This window comes from Zhenhengia sp. (assembly GCF_046966505.1).
GTDB lineage: Bacteria > Bacillota > Clostridia > Lachnospirales > Cellulosilyticaceae > Zhenhengia > Zhenhengia yiwuensis.
In genome coordinates this window covers 376,272-391,904 of the sequence record NZ_JBKVCH010000001.1, presented here as the reverse complement: position 1 = coordinate 391,904, position 15,633 = coordinate 376,272, and the positions used below count along the sequence as shown (strand labels likewise).

Annotated in this window: 20 protein-coding genes and 1 other annotated feature; of the genes, 16 read left to right on the top strand and 4 right to left on the bottom strand. The window is 33.9% G+C overall.

The features are described from left to right. The first annotated feature begins 23 nt into the window (after window positions 1-23). The 8 genes from ACLTBU_RS01955 to ACLTBU_RS01920 all read left to right on the top strand — a co-directional run bounded on the left by ACLTBU_RS01955 (window position 24) and on the right by ACLTBU_RS01920 (window position 6,357). Window positions 24-650 carry a stage V sporulation protein AA gene (locus tag ACLTBU_RS01955; protein WP_177669347.1) on the top strand — a complete coding sequence of 209 codons (627 nt, stop codon included), beginning with the start codon at window positions 24-26 and terminating at the stop codon, window positions 648-650. Further along, entirely contained in the window at window positions 647-1,072 is a 426-nt protein-coding gene (locus ACLTBU_RS01950) for a stage V sporulation protein AB (protein ID WP_177669349.1), read from the top strand. Before ACLTBU_RS01955 ends, ACLTBU_RS01950 begins: the two co-directional genes overlap by 4 nt. 21 nt (window positions 1,073-1,093) lie before the next feature. Continuing rightward, the gene (gene spoVAC / locus ACLTBU_RS01945; RefSeq protein WP_177669351.1) at window positions 1,094-1,537 is read left to right on the top strand and encodes a stage V sporulation protein AC; all 444 of its coding nucleotides are present in this window, start codon (window positions 1,094-1,096) and stop codon (window positions 1,535-1,537) included. 10 nt (window positions 1,538-1,547) lie between these two features. Beyond that, window positions 1,548-2,555 (top strand): stage V sporulation protein AD, encoded by a 1,008-nt coding sequence (gene spoVAD, locus ACLTBU_RS01940; RefSeq protein ID WP_177669353.1) that lies wholly within the window; start codon window positions 1,548-1,550, stop codon window positions 2,553-2,555. Between the two features lie 26 nt (window positions 2,556-2,581). Then, a complete protein-coding gene (gene spoVAE / locus ACLTBU_RS01935; protein ID WP_177669985.1) occupies window positions 2,582-2,935 on the top strand; it encodes a stage V sporulation protein AE in 354 nt (117 codons plus the stop codon). 125 nt (window positions 2,936-3,060) lie between these two features. Continuing rightward, on the top strand, window positions 3,061-4,704 hold the full coding sequence (locus tag ACLTBU_RS01930; RefSeq protein ID WP_412217224.1) for a GGDEF domain-containing protein: 1,644 nt from the start codon (window positions 3,061-3,063) through the stop codon (window positions 4,702-4,704). Window position 4,705: 1 nt separating this feature from the next. After that, on the top strand, window positions 4,706-5,191 hold the full coding sequence (locus ACLTBU_RS01925) for an Lrp/AsnC family transcriptional regulator (protein ID WP_177669357.1): 486 nt from the start codon (window positions 4,706-4,708) through the stop codon (window positions 5,189-5,191). A gap of 2 nt (window positions 5,192-5,193) precedes the next feature. Next, the gene (locus ACLTBU_RS01920) at window positions 5,194-6,357 is read left to right on the top strand and encodes a pyridoxal phosphate-dependent aminotransferase (protein WP_412217344.1); all 1,164 of its coding nucleotides are present in this window, start codon (window positions 5,194-5,196) and stop codon (window positions 6,355-6,357) included. A gap of 54 nt (window positions 6,358-6,411) precedes the next feature. On the opposite strand, the gene ACLTBU_RS01915 is transcribed toward ACLTBU_RS01920, so the two are convergent. Beyond that, the gene (locus tag ACLTBU_RS01915) at window positions 6,412-6,831 is read right to left on the bottom strand and encodes a Fur family transcriptional regulator (RefSeq protein WP_177669361.1); all 420 of its coding nucleotides are present in this window, start codon (window positions 6,829-6,831) and stop codon (window positions 6,412-6,414) included. Between the two features lie 133 nt (window positions 6,832-6,964). Here ACLTBU_RS01915 and ACLTBU_RS01910 point away from each other — a divergent pair, with 133 nt between their 5' ends. Then, complete coding sequence (locus tag ACLTBU_RS01910; RefSeq protein ID WP_320649701.1) at window positions 6,965-7,285, top strand: hypothetical protein; 321 nt, start codon at window positions 6,965-6,967, stop codon at window positions 7,283-7,285. A gap of 7 nt (window positions 7,286-7,292) precedes the next feature. Here the strand turns inward: ACLTBU_RS01910 and ACLTBU_RS01905 are convergent, their stop codons facing one another. Beyond that, window positions 7,293-7,853 carry a hypothetical protein gene (locus tag ACLTBU_RS01905; protein ID WP_249331306.1) on the bottom strand — a complete coding sequence of 187 codons (561 nt, stop codon included), beginning with the start codon at window positions 7,851-7,853 and terminating at the stop codon, window positions 7,293-7,295. 160 nt (window positions 7,854-8,013) lie between these two features. Between ACLTBU_RS01905 and ACLTBU_RS01900 the strand changes: the two genes are divergently transcribed. After that, on the top strand, window positions 8,014-9,336 hold the full coding sequence (locus ACLTBU_RS01900; protein WP_412217222.1) for a DUF4340 domain-containing protein: 1,323 nt from the start codon (window positions 8,014-8,016) through the stop codon (window positions 9,334-9,336). Window positions 9,337-9,382: 46 nt separating this feature from the next. Here ACLTBU_RS01900 and ACLTBU_RS01895 read toward each other — a convergent pair whose 3' ends face one another. Then, the gene (locus ACLTBU_RS01895) at window positions 9,383-10,468 is read right to left on the bottom strand and encodes an ATPase (protein WP_177669369.1); all 1,086 of its coding nucleotides are present in this window, start codon (window positions 10,466-10,468) and stop codon (window positions 9,383-9,385) included. 76 nt (window positions 10,469-10,544) lie between these two features. Between ACLTBU_RS01895 and ACLTBU_RS01890 the strand changes: the two genes are divergently transcribed. The 3 genes from ACLTBU_RS01890 to ACLTBU_RS01880 are packed head-to-tail and all read left to right on the top strand — an operon-like array spanning window position 10,545 to window position 12,356. Further along, a complete protein-coding gene (locus ACLTBU_RS01890) occupies window positions 10,545-10,817 on the top strand; it encodes a GIY-YIG nuclease family protein (protein WP_177669370.1) in 273 nt (90 codons plus the stop codon). Continuing rightward, window positions 10,789-11,646, top strand: coding sequence for a YitT family protein (locus tag ACLTBU_RS01885; protein ID WP_177669372.1), 858 nt, complete (start codon window positions 10,789-10,791; stop codon window positions 11,644-11,646). Before ACLTBU_RS01890 ends, ACLTBU_RS01885 begins: the two co-directional genes overlap by 29 nt. A 20-nt stretch (window positions 11,647-11,666) precedes the next feature. Then, complete coding sequence (locus ACLTBU_RS01880) at window positions 11,667-12,356, top strand: uracil-DNA glycosylase (protein ID WP_412217220.1); 690 nt, start codon at window positions 11,667-11,669, stop codon at window positions 12,354-12,356. Here ACLTBU_RS01880 and ACLTBU_RS01875 read toward each other — a convergent pair. Continuing rightward, on the bottom strand, window positions 12,353-12,961 hold the full coding sequence (locus tag ACLTBU_RS01875; protein WP_249331312.1) for a TetR/AcrR family transcriptional regulator: 609 nt from the start codon (window positions 12,959-12,961) through the stop codon (window positions 12,353-12,355). The genes ACLTBU_RS01880 and ACLTBU_RS01875 overlap by 4 nt on opposite strands. Before the next feature lie 77 nt (window positions 12,962-13,038). Here ACLTBU_RS01875 and ACLTBU_RS01870 point away from each other — a divergent pair, with 77 nt between their 5' ends. From ACLTBU_RS01870 to ACLTBU_RS01860, 3 genes are all read left to right on the top strand, one after another. Beyond that, complete coding sequence (locus tag ACLTBU_RS01870; RefSeq protein WP_177669378.1) at window positions 13,039-13,782, top strand: GntR family transcriptional regulator; 744 nt, start codon at window positions 13,039-13,041, stop codon at window positions 13,780-13,782. A gap of 39 nt (window positions 13,783-13,821) precedes the next feature. Beyond that, window positions 13,822-14,048 (top strand) — a binding site (T-box leader). A gap of 63 nt (window positions 14,049-14,111) precedes the next feature. Then, window positions 14,112-15,119: an aspartate--ammonia ligase gene (gene asnA, locus ACLTBU_RS01865; RefSeq protein WP_177669380.1), complete on the top strand. Its 1,008-nt coding sequence runs from the start codon at window positions 14,112-14,114 to the stop codon at window positions 15,117-15,119. A 69-nt stretch (window positions 15,120-15,188) separates the two neighbouring features. Continuing rightward, complete coding sequence (locus ACLTBU_RS01860) at window positions 15,189-15,617, top strand: DMT family transporter (protein WP_249331315.1); 429 nt, start codon at window positions 15,189-15,191, stop codon at window positions 15,615-15,617. Window positions 15,618-15,633: the final 16 nt, after the last annotated feature.

The window sequence follows — 15,633 nt, the reverse complement described above, 5'->3', positions numbered from 1 at the left end:
TTATAGAAGAAAGAGGTGAGTAAATGCAGGAGATTTATATCAAGCCTTATAAAAACAATAAAATTGAGGGGAAAAGGCAAATACAAATTAAAGATGTTGCTGATATAAGTGCACCTAAACATCTTAAATCTCAGATTGAGAGCATCTGTCTTTTTAAACCACAAGTTACGAAACTCACACATTTTGTAGTTAGTATTATTACCATTATAGATGCTATTCATAAGGAGTATCCAGATATATCTGTGCAAAATGTGGGGGAAATGGATGGGGTCATTGAATATAATCCTGTTAAGCCTAAGCCACATCCAGTATGGGAATGGGTAAAGCTTATTTTAGTTTGTATCATTGTTTTTGCAGGTGCTACAGTAGCTATTATGGCCTATCAAACAGACGTATCTATGGCTAAAACTTTTACGACTTTATACAAAGTTTTTACAGGAGAAATTAATGATAGCCCCGCATGGCTGACTGTTCCTTATGCCATTGGGATGCCTCTTGGGATTATTGTATTTTATAACCATATTGGTACAAAGAAACTTACAGAAGATCCTACCCCTATACAAGTTGAAATCAATGAATATGAAACCAAGGTAGAGGATACAATTATTGATACCTTAATAGCTGAAAAGAGAGGACAGTATGAAGAATGAGTGTACTTTATGCAGGAGTATGTATACTATGGGGTTTTGCAACAGGGATTATTATTTCAACGGGTATTCTATCTTTTATTAATGCTATTGGTATTATTCCAAGACTTGCCACAAAAGCAAAAGTAACATTGCATTACTTTGCCTTTGCAAATGTATCTTTATTAGGTGTTATAACAGGAACTATTTTATATATATGGGATATTTACCTCCCTATTCCTAAAATAATTATTGCTTTCTTTGGGTTAGCTTTTGGCGTATTTGTAGGCTGTTTATCTATTGCAATAGCAGAGATTTTAGATGTAATTCCTATTAGTAAAAGTAGATTAAAGCTTAAAAGAGGCGCTTACATGGCCGTTTTAGCCTTTGCATTCGGTAAAATGATAGGAACTTTATTTTATTACTTATATCCAGGATTTCATTAACTTATAAAGGAGCTGAATTATATGGCAGATGTTTCAACACTCAAAAAGGATTATCAAACTGTCGTAGATAAGCATTCACCTAAAAATGAAGTACTCAAAAATTCTTTTAAAGCTTTTTGGGTAGGTGGCACTATTTGTTTAATCGGACAGCTTATTACAGAAGGATTTATTTATATAGGGTTTTCAGAACCTGATGCAGGTACATTAAGCACTATAACGCTTATTTTACTTAGTACCATTTTAACAGCACTTAATCTTTATGATAAAATCGGTAACTATGCAGGTGCTGGTAGTATCATTCCTATTACAGGATTTGCAAATTCTATGGTAAGTGCTGCAATGGAATATAAAAAGGAGGGCTACATTTTTGGAATGGGTGCAAAACTCTTTACAGTAGCAGGACCTGTTATTGTATTTGGGACAATTTCAAGTGTAATTGTGGGCATCCTTTATTATTTCTTATAGGAGGATTCATATGGGACATCTAGGTAAACAAACAATTGTTTTTCAAAATAAACCTGTTATTTTAGAAACTTATAGTACAGTAGGTCCAAAAGAAGGGCAAGGGCCTATGGGAAGCGTATTTGATACAGTGCTAGAAGATGAGTTACTTGGAGAGAAAACCTGGGAAAAAGCAGAAGGTATGTTAATTAAGCAAACAGTACAAGGCCTTCTTACAAAGTCAGGCAAAAGGCAGGAAGATATTCAATATATTCTCTGTGGTGATTTGGAAAATCAAATTAATAGTACACAAGATGGTATTAAAGACTTTAATATTCCGTTTTTTGGCTTATACGGTGCTTGCTCTACAATGGGAGAATCTATGAGCCTTGGAAGTATTATTATTGGTGGTGGCTATGCGGATTATGTAATTGCAGGTGCAAGTAGTCATTACTGTACAGCTGAAAAGCAGTTCCGTTATCCACTTGAATATGGTGGGCAAAGACCACTTACACAGCAGTGGACTGTAACAGGTAGTGGTTTTGTACTTTTAGGTAAGACAGGTACAGGACCCAAAATTCATAGCATTACAACAGGCAAAATTGTAGATTTTAATACAACAGATGTATTTAATATGGGAGCTGTTATGGCACCAGCAGCAGCTGATACGATTTTGACTCATCTAAAAGATACGAATCAAAAACCAGAAGACTATGATGCTATTATTACAGGGGACTTAGGTCAATGTGGAACAGATATATTATTGGATCTTACAAAACAATTAGGAACAGATATATCTGCAGTACATCAAGACTGTGGTCTATTAATTTTTGATAATCAGGCTCAGGATACACACGCTGGAGGAAGTGGTTGCGGATGTAGCGCATCTTTATTTTCAGGATACTTCTATCAACAGTTAAAAGATAAAAAATTAAAGAAAATCTTACTTGTACCAACAGGTGCGTTAATGAGTCTATGTTCTACTCAGCAAGGTGACAACATTACAGGAATTGCACATGCTGTAAGCATCTGGTGTGAATAAGAGGAGGAAAGTACATGGATTTTGCAATAGATCTTATAAAAGCCTTTGTAGTAGGTGGTTTACTTTGTGTGATTGGCCAAATTCTTATGGATCGTACAAAGCTTATGACAGCACGTATTATGGTTATCTTCCTAGTAGCTGGTGCAATACTAACTGCATTAGGTATTTATGAACCTTTTGTAGACTGGGCAGGTTCAGGTGCGACTGTACCTATTATAGGATTTGGTTATGCACTAGCTAAAGGCGCCATGGATGAAGTAGCTAAAGAAGGATATATGGGTATTTTAACAGGAGGTCTTAAAGCTACAGCGGCAGGTATTACAGCTGCCATTGTATTTGGATATTTTGCGGCTCTTCTTTCTAACCCAAAAAGTAAATAAGAAAAAGGTGTCAATTGATAAAATTGACACCTTTTTCTGTAATTCTGGATTATTTTGGTATATAATTGTCTGAAAATATGTTATAATACACACAACTATAATGATTTATTAAATGGGGGTAGGGGATGTTACTTGAAAAGAAAGATTTTATAAAATTGGAACAATCACTCTGTCTATTTAGATATATTATTATTTTTTCTATAGTATTTAACTTAGAAACAGACATGTATTATAACGAATCATTATTTGAAAGTGTAAGTACTCTGAGTGTTATGACTTCAGTATGGACTGCGTCTATTTATCAATTATGCAAAAAATATGGGACAACCTATAGAAGGCAATATTATCTTGGGATTATAGAATGGCTAGTAGATTTAATAATACTTGACCTATTTGCTTATGTGATGAGTCAATATGGAAATGGATTTGTTTATTTCTTTATGATTTTACTTGGGATTATAGCTTTTATAAGATATGAGAGCAGTATAGTAACAGCCTTACTTATTATAGGTTTGTTAGGAAATACTTTTTTTGTTTATAAGAGCATTTATAAATACTTTTATGCTTTAAAAATACAGCGTTTTTATATGAGTGTTGCCATCATTATTTTAATAAGTTATTGGTTTTATTACATAGTTAGGAAGCACAAAAAGTCTAGGGAAAAGATAAGCCGATTACAAAGAGAAGTGCAACAGCTTAAAATAATTAATCAGAGTGTAACGAATCTCTATAGTATGAATACTGCTATTTATCAAGCCATTACATTAGAAGAAGTAGTAAGTGAGTTGCTTAAAAATATATATAAACTCATAGAAGAGACTGGAATAGGTATTATTTTATATGATGAAAATGGCATAGAAAGTAATTCTAAAATGTATACTTATGAAGAGGTATTACTCAATAGAGGTATAGGAGATAGTAGCATACCATTTAAAATGGTTTATGTGCAAAAAGAAATAGAGAATATTAGGGAATATAAAGCATATAAAAACTGTATTCTAAACTTTGAGCCTATTGTACTTAACGATAAACGAGATGGACTAGATTATACCTATACGATTTTGCCAGGAAACCATGAGAAGTATGTCTATATGTTTAACCTTATGAAAGATAATAAAGAATGTGGACTCATACTCATTAATGTACAAGATAGACTTGAAATAGATACGTGCAGACATATTAATGAGATTGTAAATCATGCAGGTATTGTATTATTTAAGCTTCAAAAGTTAGAGACAGCACATACAAGAGCTATTTATGACCAGTTAACAGGTGCTAAAACACGCCACTATATGGAGGAGGTCTTACCTCGTTATGAAAAAAAGATAAAGCATATAGGGGGATGTATAGGTGTGCTCTTTATAGATATTGATCATTTTAAAAGTCTTAACGATAGATATGGGCATGCTACCGGTGATTTAGTACTTAAAACAGTCTCTCATATTATACAAGCAACTTTCTCAAAAGAAAGTCTTGTTATAAGGTATGGAGGAGAGGAATTTGTAGTGATTATCCCTAGTATACAAAAAAACTGGTTAGAAGAAAAAACATATGATTTATGCAAGTATATTGAGCAGTATGATTTTAAAAAAATGATATCTGACGCTAGTAGAATTACGGTAAGTATTGGTGGGGCTTTTTATCCTGATGACGATGTGCATATAGAGGATGTTATAAAGAAGGCAGATGAAGCTATGTATCAAGTTAAAAAGAGTACACGTAACAATGTATGTTTTTACAATACAATAATGGGTGATGGAGGAGTTTAAAATGAAAACAAAAATATTAGAATTGCTTGAACAGAATAGCAGATATAGTGCAGCCGATATAGCACTTATGTTAGGTTTAGAAGAGCAGGAAGTAGTAGATTCTATTAAAGAGATGGAGAAGGACAAAATCATATGTGGTTATAAAACACTTATTAATTGGGATAAAGTAGAGCATAGGGAAGTAGTGACAGCCCTTATAGAGGTTAAAGTGACCCCTCAAAGAGGTGAAGGCTTTGATAAAATTGCCGAACGTATCTACCGTTTCAGTGAAGTGAAAGCTGTTTATCTCATGTCAGGTGGTTTTGATTTAACTGTTATTATAGAAGGCAAAACCATGAAAGAAGTAGCGCTTTTCGTAGGACAAAAGCTTGCACCATTAGATGCCGTATTAAGTACAGGGACACATTTTGTACTAAACAAATATAAAGATCATGGTGTCATCTTTGAAGAAATTAAAAAAGATGAAAGGATGATTGTATCACCATGAGAATAGAAGATATGATTGCTAAAAAGGTGGCACAGATGCCTCCTTCAGGGATAAGAAAATTTTTTGATGTAGCCAATGAAATAGGAGATGTTATTTCACTTGGGGTAGGAGAACCTGATTTTGATACACCTTGGCATGTGAGAGAAGAAGGAATTTATTCTTTAGAAAAAGGTAAGACAGTATATTCTGCTAATGCAGGGCTTCTTGATCTTAGACAAGAGATTTGCCGCTATATGCAAAGAAGATTTGATCTCATATACTCACCGACTAAACAGTGCCTTGTAACAGTAGGCGGAAGTGAGGGAATAGATTTAGCTATACGTACTCTTATTGAAACAGGGGAGGAAGTGCTTATTCCGGAGCCTTCATTTGTCTCTTACAAGCCTTGTGCAGTATTAGCAGGTGGAGTACCTGTACCTATACCAACTAGGGAAGAAGATGATTTTAAGCTTACAGCCCATGAACTTGAGAAGGCTATTACACCTAAAACTAAAATTCTTATTTTACCTTTTCCAAACAATCCTACAGGTGCCATTATGGAAAGAGAAGATTTAGAGGCTATTGCCAAGGTTTTAAGAGATAAAAATATTATCGTTGTATCAGATGAAATCTATGCAGAGCTTACCTATGGAGGAGAACATGTTTCCATTGCTCATATTGAAGGTATGTATGAGCGTACGGTGATACTTAGTGGTTTTTCAAAAGCTTATTCTATGACTGGATGGAGATTAGGGTATGCAGTAGGGCCTGCACCTATTATTAGTATGATGACAAAGGTACATCAATTTGCTATTATGTGTGCACCTACTACAAGTCAGTATGCAGGTATTGAGGCTATGCGAAGTGGAGATGAAGATGTAAGAAAAATGCGGGAGGCTTATGACCAGAGAAGACGTGTTATGTTAGATGGCTTTAGAAGTATGGGTTTATCCTGTTTCGAGCCTAAAGGTGCTTTTTATGTCTTTCCGTGTATTAAACGTATGGGGATGACTAGCGAAGAATTCTGTGAGAAGCTGCTTATGGACCAACGTGTTGTAGTGGTACCAGGTACAGCTTTTGGAGAAAGCGGAGAAGGCTTTGTAAGGGCATCTTATGCATATTCTATAGAAGTTATTAAAGAAGCACTTGCAAGAATAGAAGTATTTGTAAAAAAACACTTAAAGTGAGAAAAATAAAATAACCTCATCCGATATAGATATTGGATGAGGTTATTTTATTTTTTAATGTACGGATCCTTGACAATCAGGACAAACGCCATAGAAATAAAGTTGCTCATGAGAAAGTTTAAAGTGTGTTTTCTCTGAAACAAGTGCTTTTAAATTTGGTAATGCATCTTCTTCTAAATCAAATACTTGATGGCAACAAGTACAGATAATATGCGGATGTGAAGTTATATTTGCATCGTATCTAAAAGAATCTTCCCCTACATTGATTTGCTGAACAAGTTCAGCTTTTACAAGTGCATCTAAAGTCTTATAAACTGTTGCAAGACTCATAGTTGGATGTGTCTCACGTAAACTATTATAAATCATTTCAGCACTTGGGTGAATATTGGTATGCGAAAGCATATGAAAAATCGCAAGCCTCTGTGGCGTAACCTTTAAATGACGCTCACGTAGCAACCCTGCTGTAGAAAGCATAAAATCACTCCTAAATAATAATTAATATTATGTTTTTATTTTAGTACATATTAGATCAAAATGCAACTATAAAAAGGAATATTTAATAAATATCTATAATACATATACAGTAAAAGTGGTTGGAGGGGTAAGAATGTCAGATTTAGGAGAAATGTTAAACTTTGGTTTTGCTGAGGATATTGAAGCTGAATGGGATGTGTATATGGAAGAAGGGTATACCATTCAGGAGGCTACTACCCAAATTATTGATCAATATGAAGATATGCTAGATCAAGAGGAAAGTATAGCACTTTATGTGACACTAGGCATTATACAAATGGCGCTAGAGGAGATGGACCCACGTGTGAAACGGGAAATAAATGAAATAATAGGTACTAAAACTTTAGAAAAATGCTTTAATAAGGGAGTGACAATAAAGCCTATATTACAAATGTTAAAAAGACAATGTCGTTAAAAAGTGGCTACGCATGTGTAGCCACTTCTAATTGTGAAAGAATATTTTTGACTTCCGTAATAAAATCTTCCGTGTTTGAAATCTTAAAGAGAAGAGGAAGGTCGGCTTCTCTTTTAAAATAGGCATAAATAAGATTTCTATGTAAATGGATAAAAGACTGATTAAGGATGGAGATTTCTTCATAATGATGATTTTTCTTAAGCTTTAGGAATTGTTTTGAATAGTTTTTATAAAGTATTGGAAAACTGAGTTTATACTTGCATCCTATAAAATAACGAGCACCATTAGGTGAGTGCATTTGTTCAAGCTTATAGATCTGATTAATGGATATAGGTTTGAAGGGTGTATAGTTTGTAAAGAGCAGATTACTAAGTTTTTGCACATGAGAAGTATTATTTTGAGTGATAAAAATAAAAGACTGTAAAGATTGTATAAGTGAGCGGGATGGAGGAGCTATGGGTTTATTTTTACAATAAAATGCCCATTGTTCAAGTACGGTAAAATAGCTGTGGGTAAGAAAGTTTGAGCGTAAGTCAATAGGCTGTTCATAATGCTTATAGGTGTGCATAGATGGCCCCCTTACATAGATTAAAGTATAGGTATAGTTTATAATATTATGATAGGTTAAACAATATACAAAAAAATATTTGCAAAATAGATGAAATTTTTATATGATATAAAGGTTATAGAAGCATCAAAGAGGAACGAAGATAAAAGGAGGTAATAAGGTGAAGAAGAAAACATTAATAGGCATAGGCGTATGCGCTATTGTTATCCTCATAGGCTTATTTCTAACAAGATGGTATATAGATAGTCAAGTAGAGGCATTAGAAGTAGTGGAGACAGCACTTTGCGACTTTACAGTAGAAGAAATTGTGCAGATTGATTTTAATGACAAAACGACTCAAAGTTTTGTAAAACAAGGAGAAGATTGGATTAATAAGGCAAGAGAAGATGTGCACTATAATCAAGGGTTACTTAAAAATGTAGCTTATCAGATGAGTCATCTTACTTCTTATAAAATCCTTAAAAACCCAAAAGATATAGGCGCTTATGGCATTAATGAGCATTCAAAGGTTATTACGGTATACAATACCTTAAATGAAGTAAATACTTTCCGAATAGGAAATAAAGTTCCAGAAGAAAATGCCACTTATGTTTGGAACGATGAAAAAGAAGAGCTTGCTTTAGTGCTAGATATTAATCTTGCAAGTATTATGGTACCGACAGATGAAATGATTGATCCTAATTTTAAAGCACCAGCTTATGAAAGCGTTACAAAAATGAGCTTAAGTAAAAAAAATCAGCTTGTTATGGAAGTAACACGTGAAAGTGAAAGCTGGAGTGTAGGAGTACCTTTTATAACAACACATAAAGTATTAGATGGACAAGTTCAAGACTATATAACATTATTTGAAAATATTAAGAAAGAAAAAGTGGTGGAAGAAGTTGGTGACTTAGAAAGCTATGGGCTTGCATCACCAGAACTATTAATTGTATTAAATGATGAGTATAAGCTTGAATTTGGTAGTAGCCAAAATGGCTTGATTTACTTTAGAAGTAGTGAAGATTCAGGTATTTATCTAATTAAAGAAGCTGCTGTAAATACATTATTTGAAGTAGAACCATTTAGCTGGATTGATAAAACCTTATATACATTTGATCGTAAGGCTTTAAAAGAAGTCATAGTAACAAAAGGAGAAGAAGTCTATACACTTCAACTTAAAGAATCAGAAAACGTACCGAATTTAAATGGTCATGTATTAGATGGTACTACAAAAGAAATGCTTTTAAGTGTACTTGAAGGGCTAAGTGCTTACTCTTATTTAAGCAATACAAGTTTTGAAGAGAATAATCCACGCCCGGCAGAAGTGACTATTCAATATATTAATGTAGATCAGTCAGAAGTTACACTAGAATTTGTACCTTATGACCCAAGCTTTGATCTTTTCAGAATGGATAACCATATTGAGTTTTCTGTAGAAAAGAAAATGGTAGTCGACTTAATAGAACTTTTAAAAAATACTTTGCAGGCGCAAGTGGAGCAATAAAAAAGAGGCTGATTTAGCCTCTTTTTTCTATGATTATATAAAAATATTAGAAAAACTTTTGAATAAGTGTATCATAAAGATTATCAATAGCAGTAAAATCTATAGCATTAATATAATAGCTCTCAAGCTCATCATGCAGCTTTTTATTTGCACCAATCATATTACAAGCCTTATCAATAAGATCCATAAAAAGGCGTTTATCTTTATCTAACTCAAAATCTAAAGACTTTAGCATAGCACTGTCTAGTGCAGCTGTTAAATCAAAGATAAGAGTTGGGAAAATGCGAGGTTTATGAAGCGGATGGCTAATAGTAATAGCTATATCTAGTTCAGGAATTAGAATATCCTCAATTTTATCAGGATCCATAGGAGAATGATAGCATTCTATAGCATAACCTTTAGCGGTAGCTGTATCACAAATAGACTGCATAACTTTTTTACTGTTACAGCCGAAGCTTTCTTTAATAAAATAGATATTTTTAGTTGTACCAATAAGGGTATGGATATAATCTAGTACACCTTCGCCAGTAATAGCTGTGCTAAAAAGGTGACGTACATTCCCTATACCTTCTTTATCTTTCACATCTTTAAATACTTGATGAATAATATCTTTTTCAATTTTAAGCTTAGCAGTAGGATTAATAGCTTTCCTTTCTGTGAAAATATAAGCATCATAAATACTTTTGGCAGCAGCTAAGTAATAGTAAGCTTTAGAAAAACCATCATGAATACGGTTACTAACAGCTATAATGTTATCTTTATAAGGGGTAAGTTTATCCGCATCCCAAAAGGTGCCGAAATTTAGAATTTGATCCGTTACACCAGGTGAAGCAGGATCAACCACATGAGGTGCTGTGCCATCCAGAAAAGCAATTTTAAGACTTGGAATAATCATAGCATCTAGAGATCCGGGATCAGAAGAACAGTGTAAAAACTCTACATCTAGCCCTTGCTCTGTAGCATAGGTACCTATGCGTTTCATAAAGGAAGATTTGCCTGTACCTGGGCCACCTTTAATAATATACAGCTGATTAGCTTCTTTTTGTGGTAAAATATAGTTAAAAAATGAGTGGAATCCATTTGGGGTATTGCTACCGGGGAATGCATGCTTAATAGTGCCGAATTGAGTCATAAAAACCCTCCTTGCAGATTTCGTTCTACTTAAATAGTTTATGTATAAAAAAATCAAAATATGAAAAGAGGGGCTTATGTATTTTATTTATATAGTAAAATGTAGAGATGAAACTTATTATACAGGCTATACAACTGACATAGAAAGGCGTTTAAAAGCACATAATGAAGGAAAAGGAGCAAAATATACAAGATGTAGGTTACCGGTGGAACTTGTCTACTGGGAACAGTATGAAGAAAAAAGTCAAGCACTTAAAAGAGAGTATGCCATTAAGCAGCTTACAAGAAAACAAAAACAACAATTAATAGGGAGGTCAGTTCATGCAGAGAAAGAGCATGCCTTATCTTAAAATTGTATTAGGTTCTTTAGCAGTAGCAACAGGGATTTATTATTTCTGGGCACCTGCTCAGTTGGCAGCAGGGGGCATTAGTGGTTTAGCCATTGTCATTCAGTATCTTATTCCAAGAGTACCTATTAGCTTTATTGTGTTTGGGCTAGATATACTCATGTTTTTAATAGGTTTTATTGTACTAGGAGCAAGTTTTGGGGTGAAAAGTGTGACATCTAGCATTTCTATTGCCTTGTGTATGCGCTTATTTGAAAGGATTACACCTACTGTATCTGTACTTAGCCATGATACACTGGTTATTTTGATTTTTGGTTCTTTATTTATTTCTTTTGGGCAGGCTGTTATATTTAATCAGGAAGCTTCATCAGGCGGAACGGATATTATTGCTAAAATTATTTCAAAATATACACACCTTAATATTGCCACCAGCCTACTCCTTGCAGATATGGCTGTCGTACTTCTAGCTATGGGAACATTTGGTATAGAGAAGGGGCTTTATGCCGCACTTGGTGTACTTATGACCACTACGATGATTGATTACTTTATTTCTGGTTTTAGCGTAGAAAAGCATGTGATGATTATACCGTCTACTGAGGAAGGTGCATCTAAGTCAAGAACCTATATATTAGAAACTTTAGGACGAGGTGCTACCGTTTATGAAGCAAAAGGTGCTTATAGTGGAGAGTGTAAAGAAGTCCTTATGACAGTTGTAGACCGAAGGCAATTTGTATTACTTAAACAGTATGTAAGAGAGATCGATCCAGCAGCCTTTTTAACTGTACAAAATTTACATGAAGTTATGGGAGAAGGCTTTAGACTTAAAAATTGACAAAAGATAGGAGAAAAGACATGGTAAACTTAGGAAATGATTGGGATAAACTTTTAAAAGAGGAATTTAACAAACCTTATTATTTAGCACTAAGACAATTTTTAATTGAGGAGTATAGGACACAAGTCATTTATCCACCTAAAGAAGATTTATTCAATGCCTTAAAGGCAACATCTTATCAAGATACAAAAGTGGTTATATTAGGGCAAGATCCTTATCATGGACTAGGGCAAGCACATGGTATGGCATTTTCTGTTAATCCAGGGATAGCTATTCCACCTTCTTTAAGAAATATATATAAAGAATTGCAGGATTCATTAGGTTGCAGTATACCAGATAATGGCTACCTGATGCCTTGGGCAAAACAGGGTGTTCTTCTTATTAATACAGTACTTACTGTAAGAGCTGGGCAGCCACAGTCTCACCAAAATAAAGGTTGGGAAATCCTTACGGATGAGATTATTAAGCTACTTAATCAAAAAGATGAAACAGTTATTTTCCTTCTATGGGGAAGTCCGGCTAAGAAGAAAATGAATCTTATTACAAATCCTAAGCATGTGGTACTGACAGCAGTCCATCCAAGTCCACTTTCAGCCCATAGAGGATTTTTTGGTTGTAACCACTTTAAACAAGTCAATGAAATTCTTGAAAGACAAGGAAGAGAAACTATTGACTGGCAAATTTCTAATTTAAAAGAGCACACTATTTAAATAGTGTGCTCTTTTAAATAGTTCTTTTTAAGGCCTAGGTCAACGTGCATGGAGTTATAGAAAAAGTCCTGAATAAAGTGAAGGTTATCTTCTCTAGAATGAGGGTATGAGGAAACTGTATTTTGGATAATAGCAATGAGGGATTTAGCTAATCTAATATTAAGAGAGTCTTCAATGCAGGAGAAGCTTTTTTTCTCAAAATTCTCAAAAAGACGCTCAATTTGGAAGAAGATTTGATGGAATAGGTCTGTCATTTCAGCTTCCATTTCTTGATAAGCAAGTATTTTGTAAATGAGCTTCCCCATTCCTTTACGCCCATGAATGTCATCATAAAGAACTTCAATACTACGGGAGAGCTTTTCTTCTGGCAATAAGGCCATTTCATAAATCTCATCTAAAGAATGAGAAGTAGTAGACCAACTTTCCTCTAAGACATGAATGAAAAGTTGTTTTTTGTTGGGATAATAGTTGTATAAGGTTCCAACGGCAATATTACATTTTTTTGCAATCATTTTCATATCGACCTGATTATAGTCATAGGTATTAAAAAGTTCCATGGCAGCTTGTTCGATGCGGGCATTAAGATTATGTATGATTTTTGGCATAGAAGCCTCCTTTTAGCTTTCTGAAAAATTTATATAAATAATTATATTTTATTATAAAAGTTTGATATAATAAAAATATGAATACAAAGATATTTACACTGGGGAAAATTCAAAACTACAAAAACATGCCGGATCTTATTACAGAAGCTTTGAAAGATGCTATTTTACAAGGTGAGTATAAAGGAGGTGTACAGCTTAAGCAAGATGAAATTGCAAAGCAATTTGATGTCAGTTTAATTCCTGTACGAGAAGCACTAATTCAATTAGAAGGTAAGGGGTTAGTGAATTGTATTCGCAATAAGGGAGCTATTGTAACCCGTCTTAGTTTAAAAGAAATGCATGAGCTTTTTGAACTGCGGCGTGTACTAGAAGTAGGGAGCGCATATCTTATTAAACAGCAAGTAGAAGGTGAACATCTTAATAAGCTTAAGTATATACTAGAAAAGATGAATAAACCGGCCCATCCACTTATTTATTGTAGGTACTACAGATTGTTTTATCAAGTACTTTGTGATACTGCGGCTAATGCAGAACTTAGTAAAATGTACGAAAATTTATTTGTGCGTGTAGAAAGATATTTGATGTACATCTATCATCTCGTTCCAGAACTGATGAATGAACGTTCTCACCAAGAAAAAATAGTAGCACTACTTGAAAATGGGCAGTATGATGCATTAATAACACACATGACAAGTCATATTGAGATGCTAGAAACAAGTTTATTTAAGGCATTAGAAGCAAGAAATTTAAGGGATGCCTTTGACTGGAATTGCTTGTTGCCTTTTAGAACACTTGAAGAAATGAGTGAAATAGAGTATTGACAATAAATTTAAAGTTATATATAATTCAACCATATTATATGAAAAGCAATGATAAGAAGAGTAAGCTAAGAGTGATGCATACAGAGAGCTGGGGTAGGTGAAAGCCAGTAGCTAATTTTTAGAAGAAGAACATCTTGGAGCTGCTAACCAAACGCTTCGGCAAGTAGGCTTAGTCGGGTTTAGACCGTTATATCTAAAACGTATCGAGATTTTTCTGTACGTCTAAATCCATAAGGGTGGCACGAGATTATTCCTTCGTCCCTTTCACATGTTGAGAGGTGCGAAGGTTTTTTTATTGCATTTTTTAATTTAAAATAAGAGGTGATTCCATGAAATTATTTATGAAAGAAAGTTATACTTCTACACTTGACCTTAGAGAAACAGAAGTGGCTATAAAAAAAATAAAAGATTATTTTGAAAGTGCACTGGCTTATGAACTATCTTTAACACGTGTCTCTGCACCTTTATTTGTAAAACCAGAAAGTGGCCTTAACGATAACTTAAATGGTACAGAGCGTGCCGTAAGTTTTGATCTTTTAGATGATAATGGCGCACAAGCAGAAATCGTTCATTCATTAGCAAAGTGGAAACGTATGGCATTAGCGCGTTATAAATTTGAAGTAGAAGAAGGGCTTTACACGGATATGAATGCCATAAGACGTGATGAAGAACTAGACAATCTCCATTCTATCTATGTGGATCAATGGGATTGGGAAAAAGTTATTACAAAAGAAATGCGTACAGAAGATTATCTTAAAGAAACAGTTAAAAAAATCTATAATGCTTTTGTAAAAACAGAAAACTTTATTATTCATGAATACCCATCTCTTGAAAGATGGTTACCACAAGAGATTACTTTTATCACATCAGAAGAATTACTTCAGATGTATCCAGATCTTACAGCAAAAGAAAGAGAAAATGCTATTTGTAAGGAAAAGAAAGCTGTCTTTATTATGCAAATTGGTGATGTACTTTCTAATGGAGAAAGACATGATGGTAGAGCACCAGACTATGATGATTGGCATTTAAATGGAGATATTATGTTTTGGAATCCTATTTTAGAATGTGGATTCGAGCTTTCTTCTATGGGCATTCGTGTAGATGAAGAGGCACTTATTAGACAGTTAGATGTAGCAGGATGTAATGAACGTAAATCTTTAGAGTTCCACAGCTTACTTCTTAACAAAGAACTTCCTTACACAATTGGAGGAGGAATTGGACAATCACGTATTTGTATGTTCTTCTTACATAAGATTCATATAGGAGAAGTTCAAGCTTCTATCTGGCAAAAAGAAATGATTGAGATGTGTGAAAAGCACGGTGTACATTTACTTTAAAGCATAAAAAAACAGAAATTATCCGAAACTAATTCAAGTGAAAAAATAAGAATTAGAGGAGGAGATGATTTGGCTAGCATAGTCGCTATTATTTCTGGTATTTTAATGAGTATTCAAGGTGTATGGAATACACGTATTACAGAAAAGTCCGGATTATGGTTTACAAATACTTTTGTTCATGGTATAGGCCTTATAACAAGTTTAATCATCTTATTTTTTGCAAAGGATTTTAATCCAGATGGATTTAAGACAGTAAATAAGTTTTATTTATTCAGTGGAGCAGTAAGTATTGGCATTTTTTACTGCGTGATTTTAGCTATTTCTAAATTAGGTCCTGCAGGAGCTACCATGCTTATTTTGATCGCTCAGATGTTAGGTGCGTATCTTATAGAATTATTTGGATTATTTGGTACAGAAAAAGTATCTTTTCAATGGATGAAATGCTTAGGTATTGGTATTATTATAGCAGGTATTGTAATTTATCAATGTAAAAAATAGAGCATCAGGAAGATGC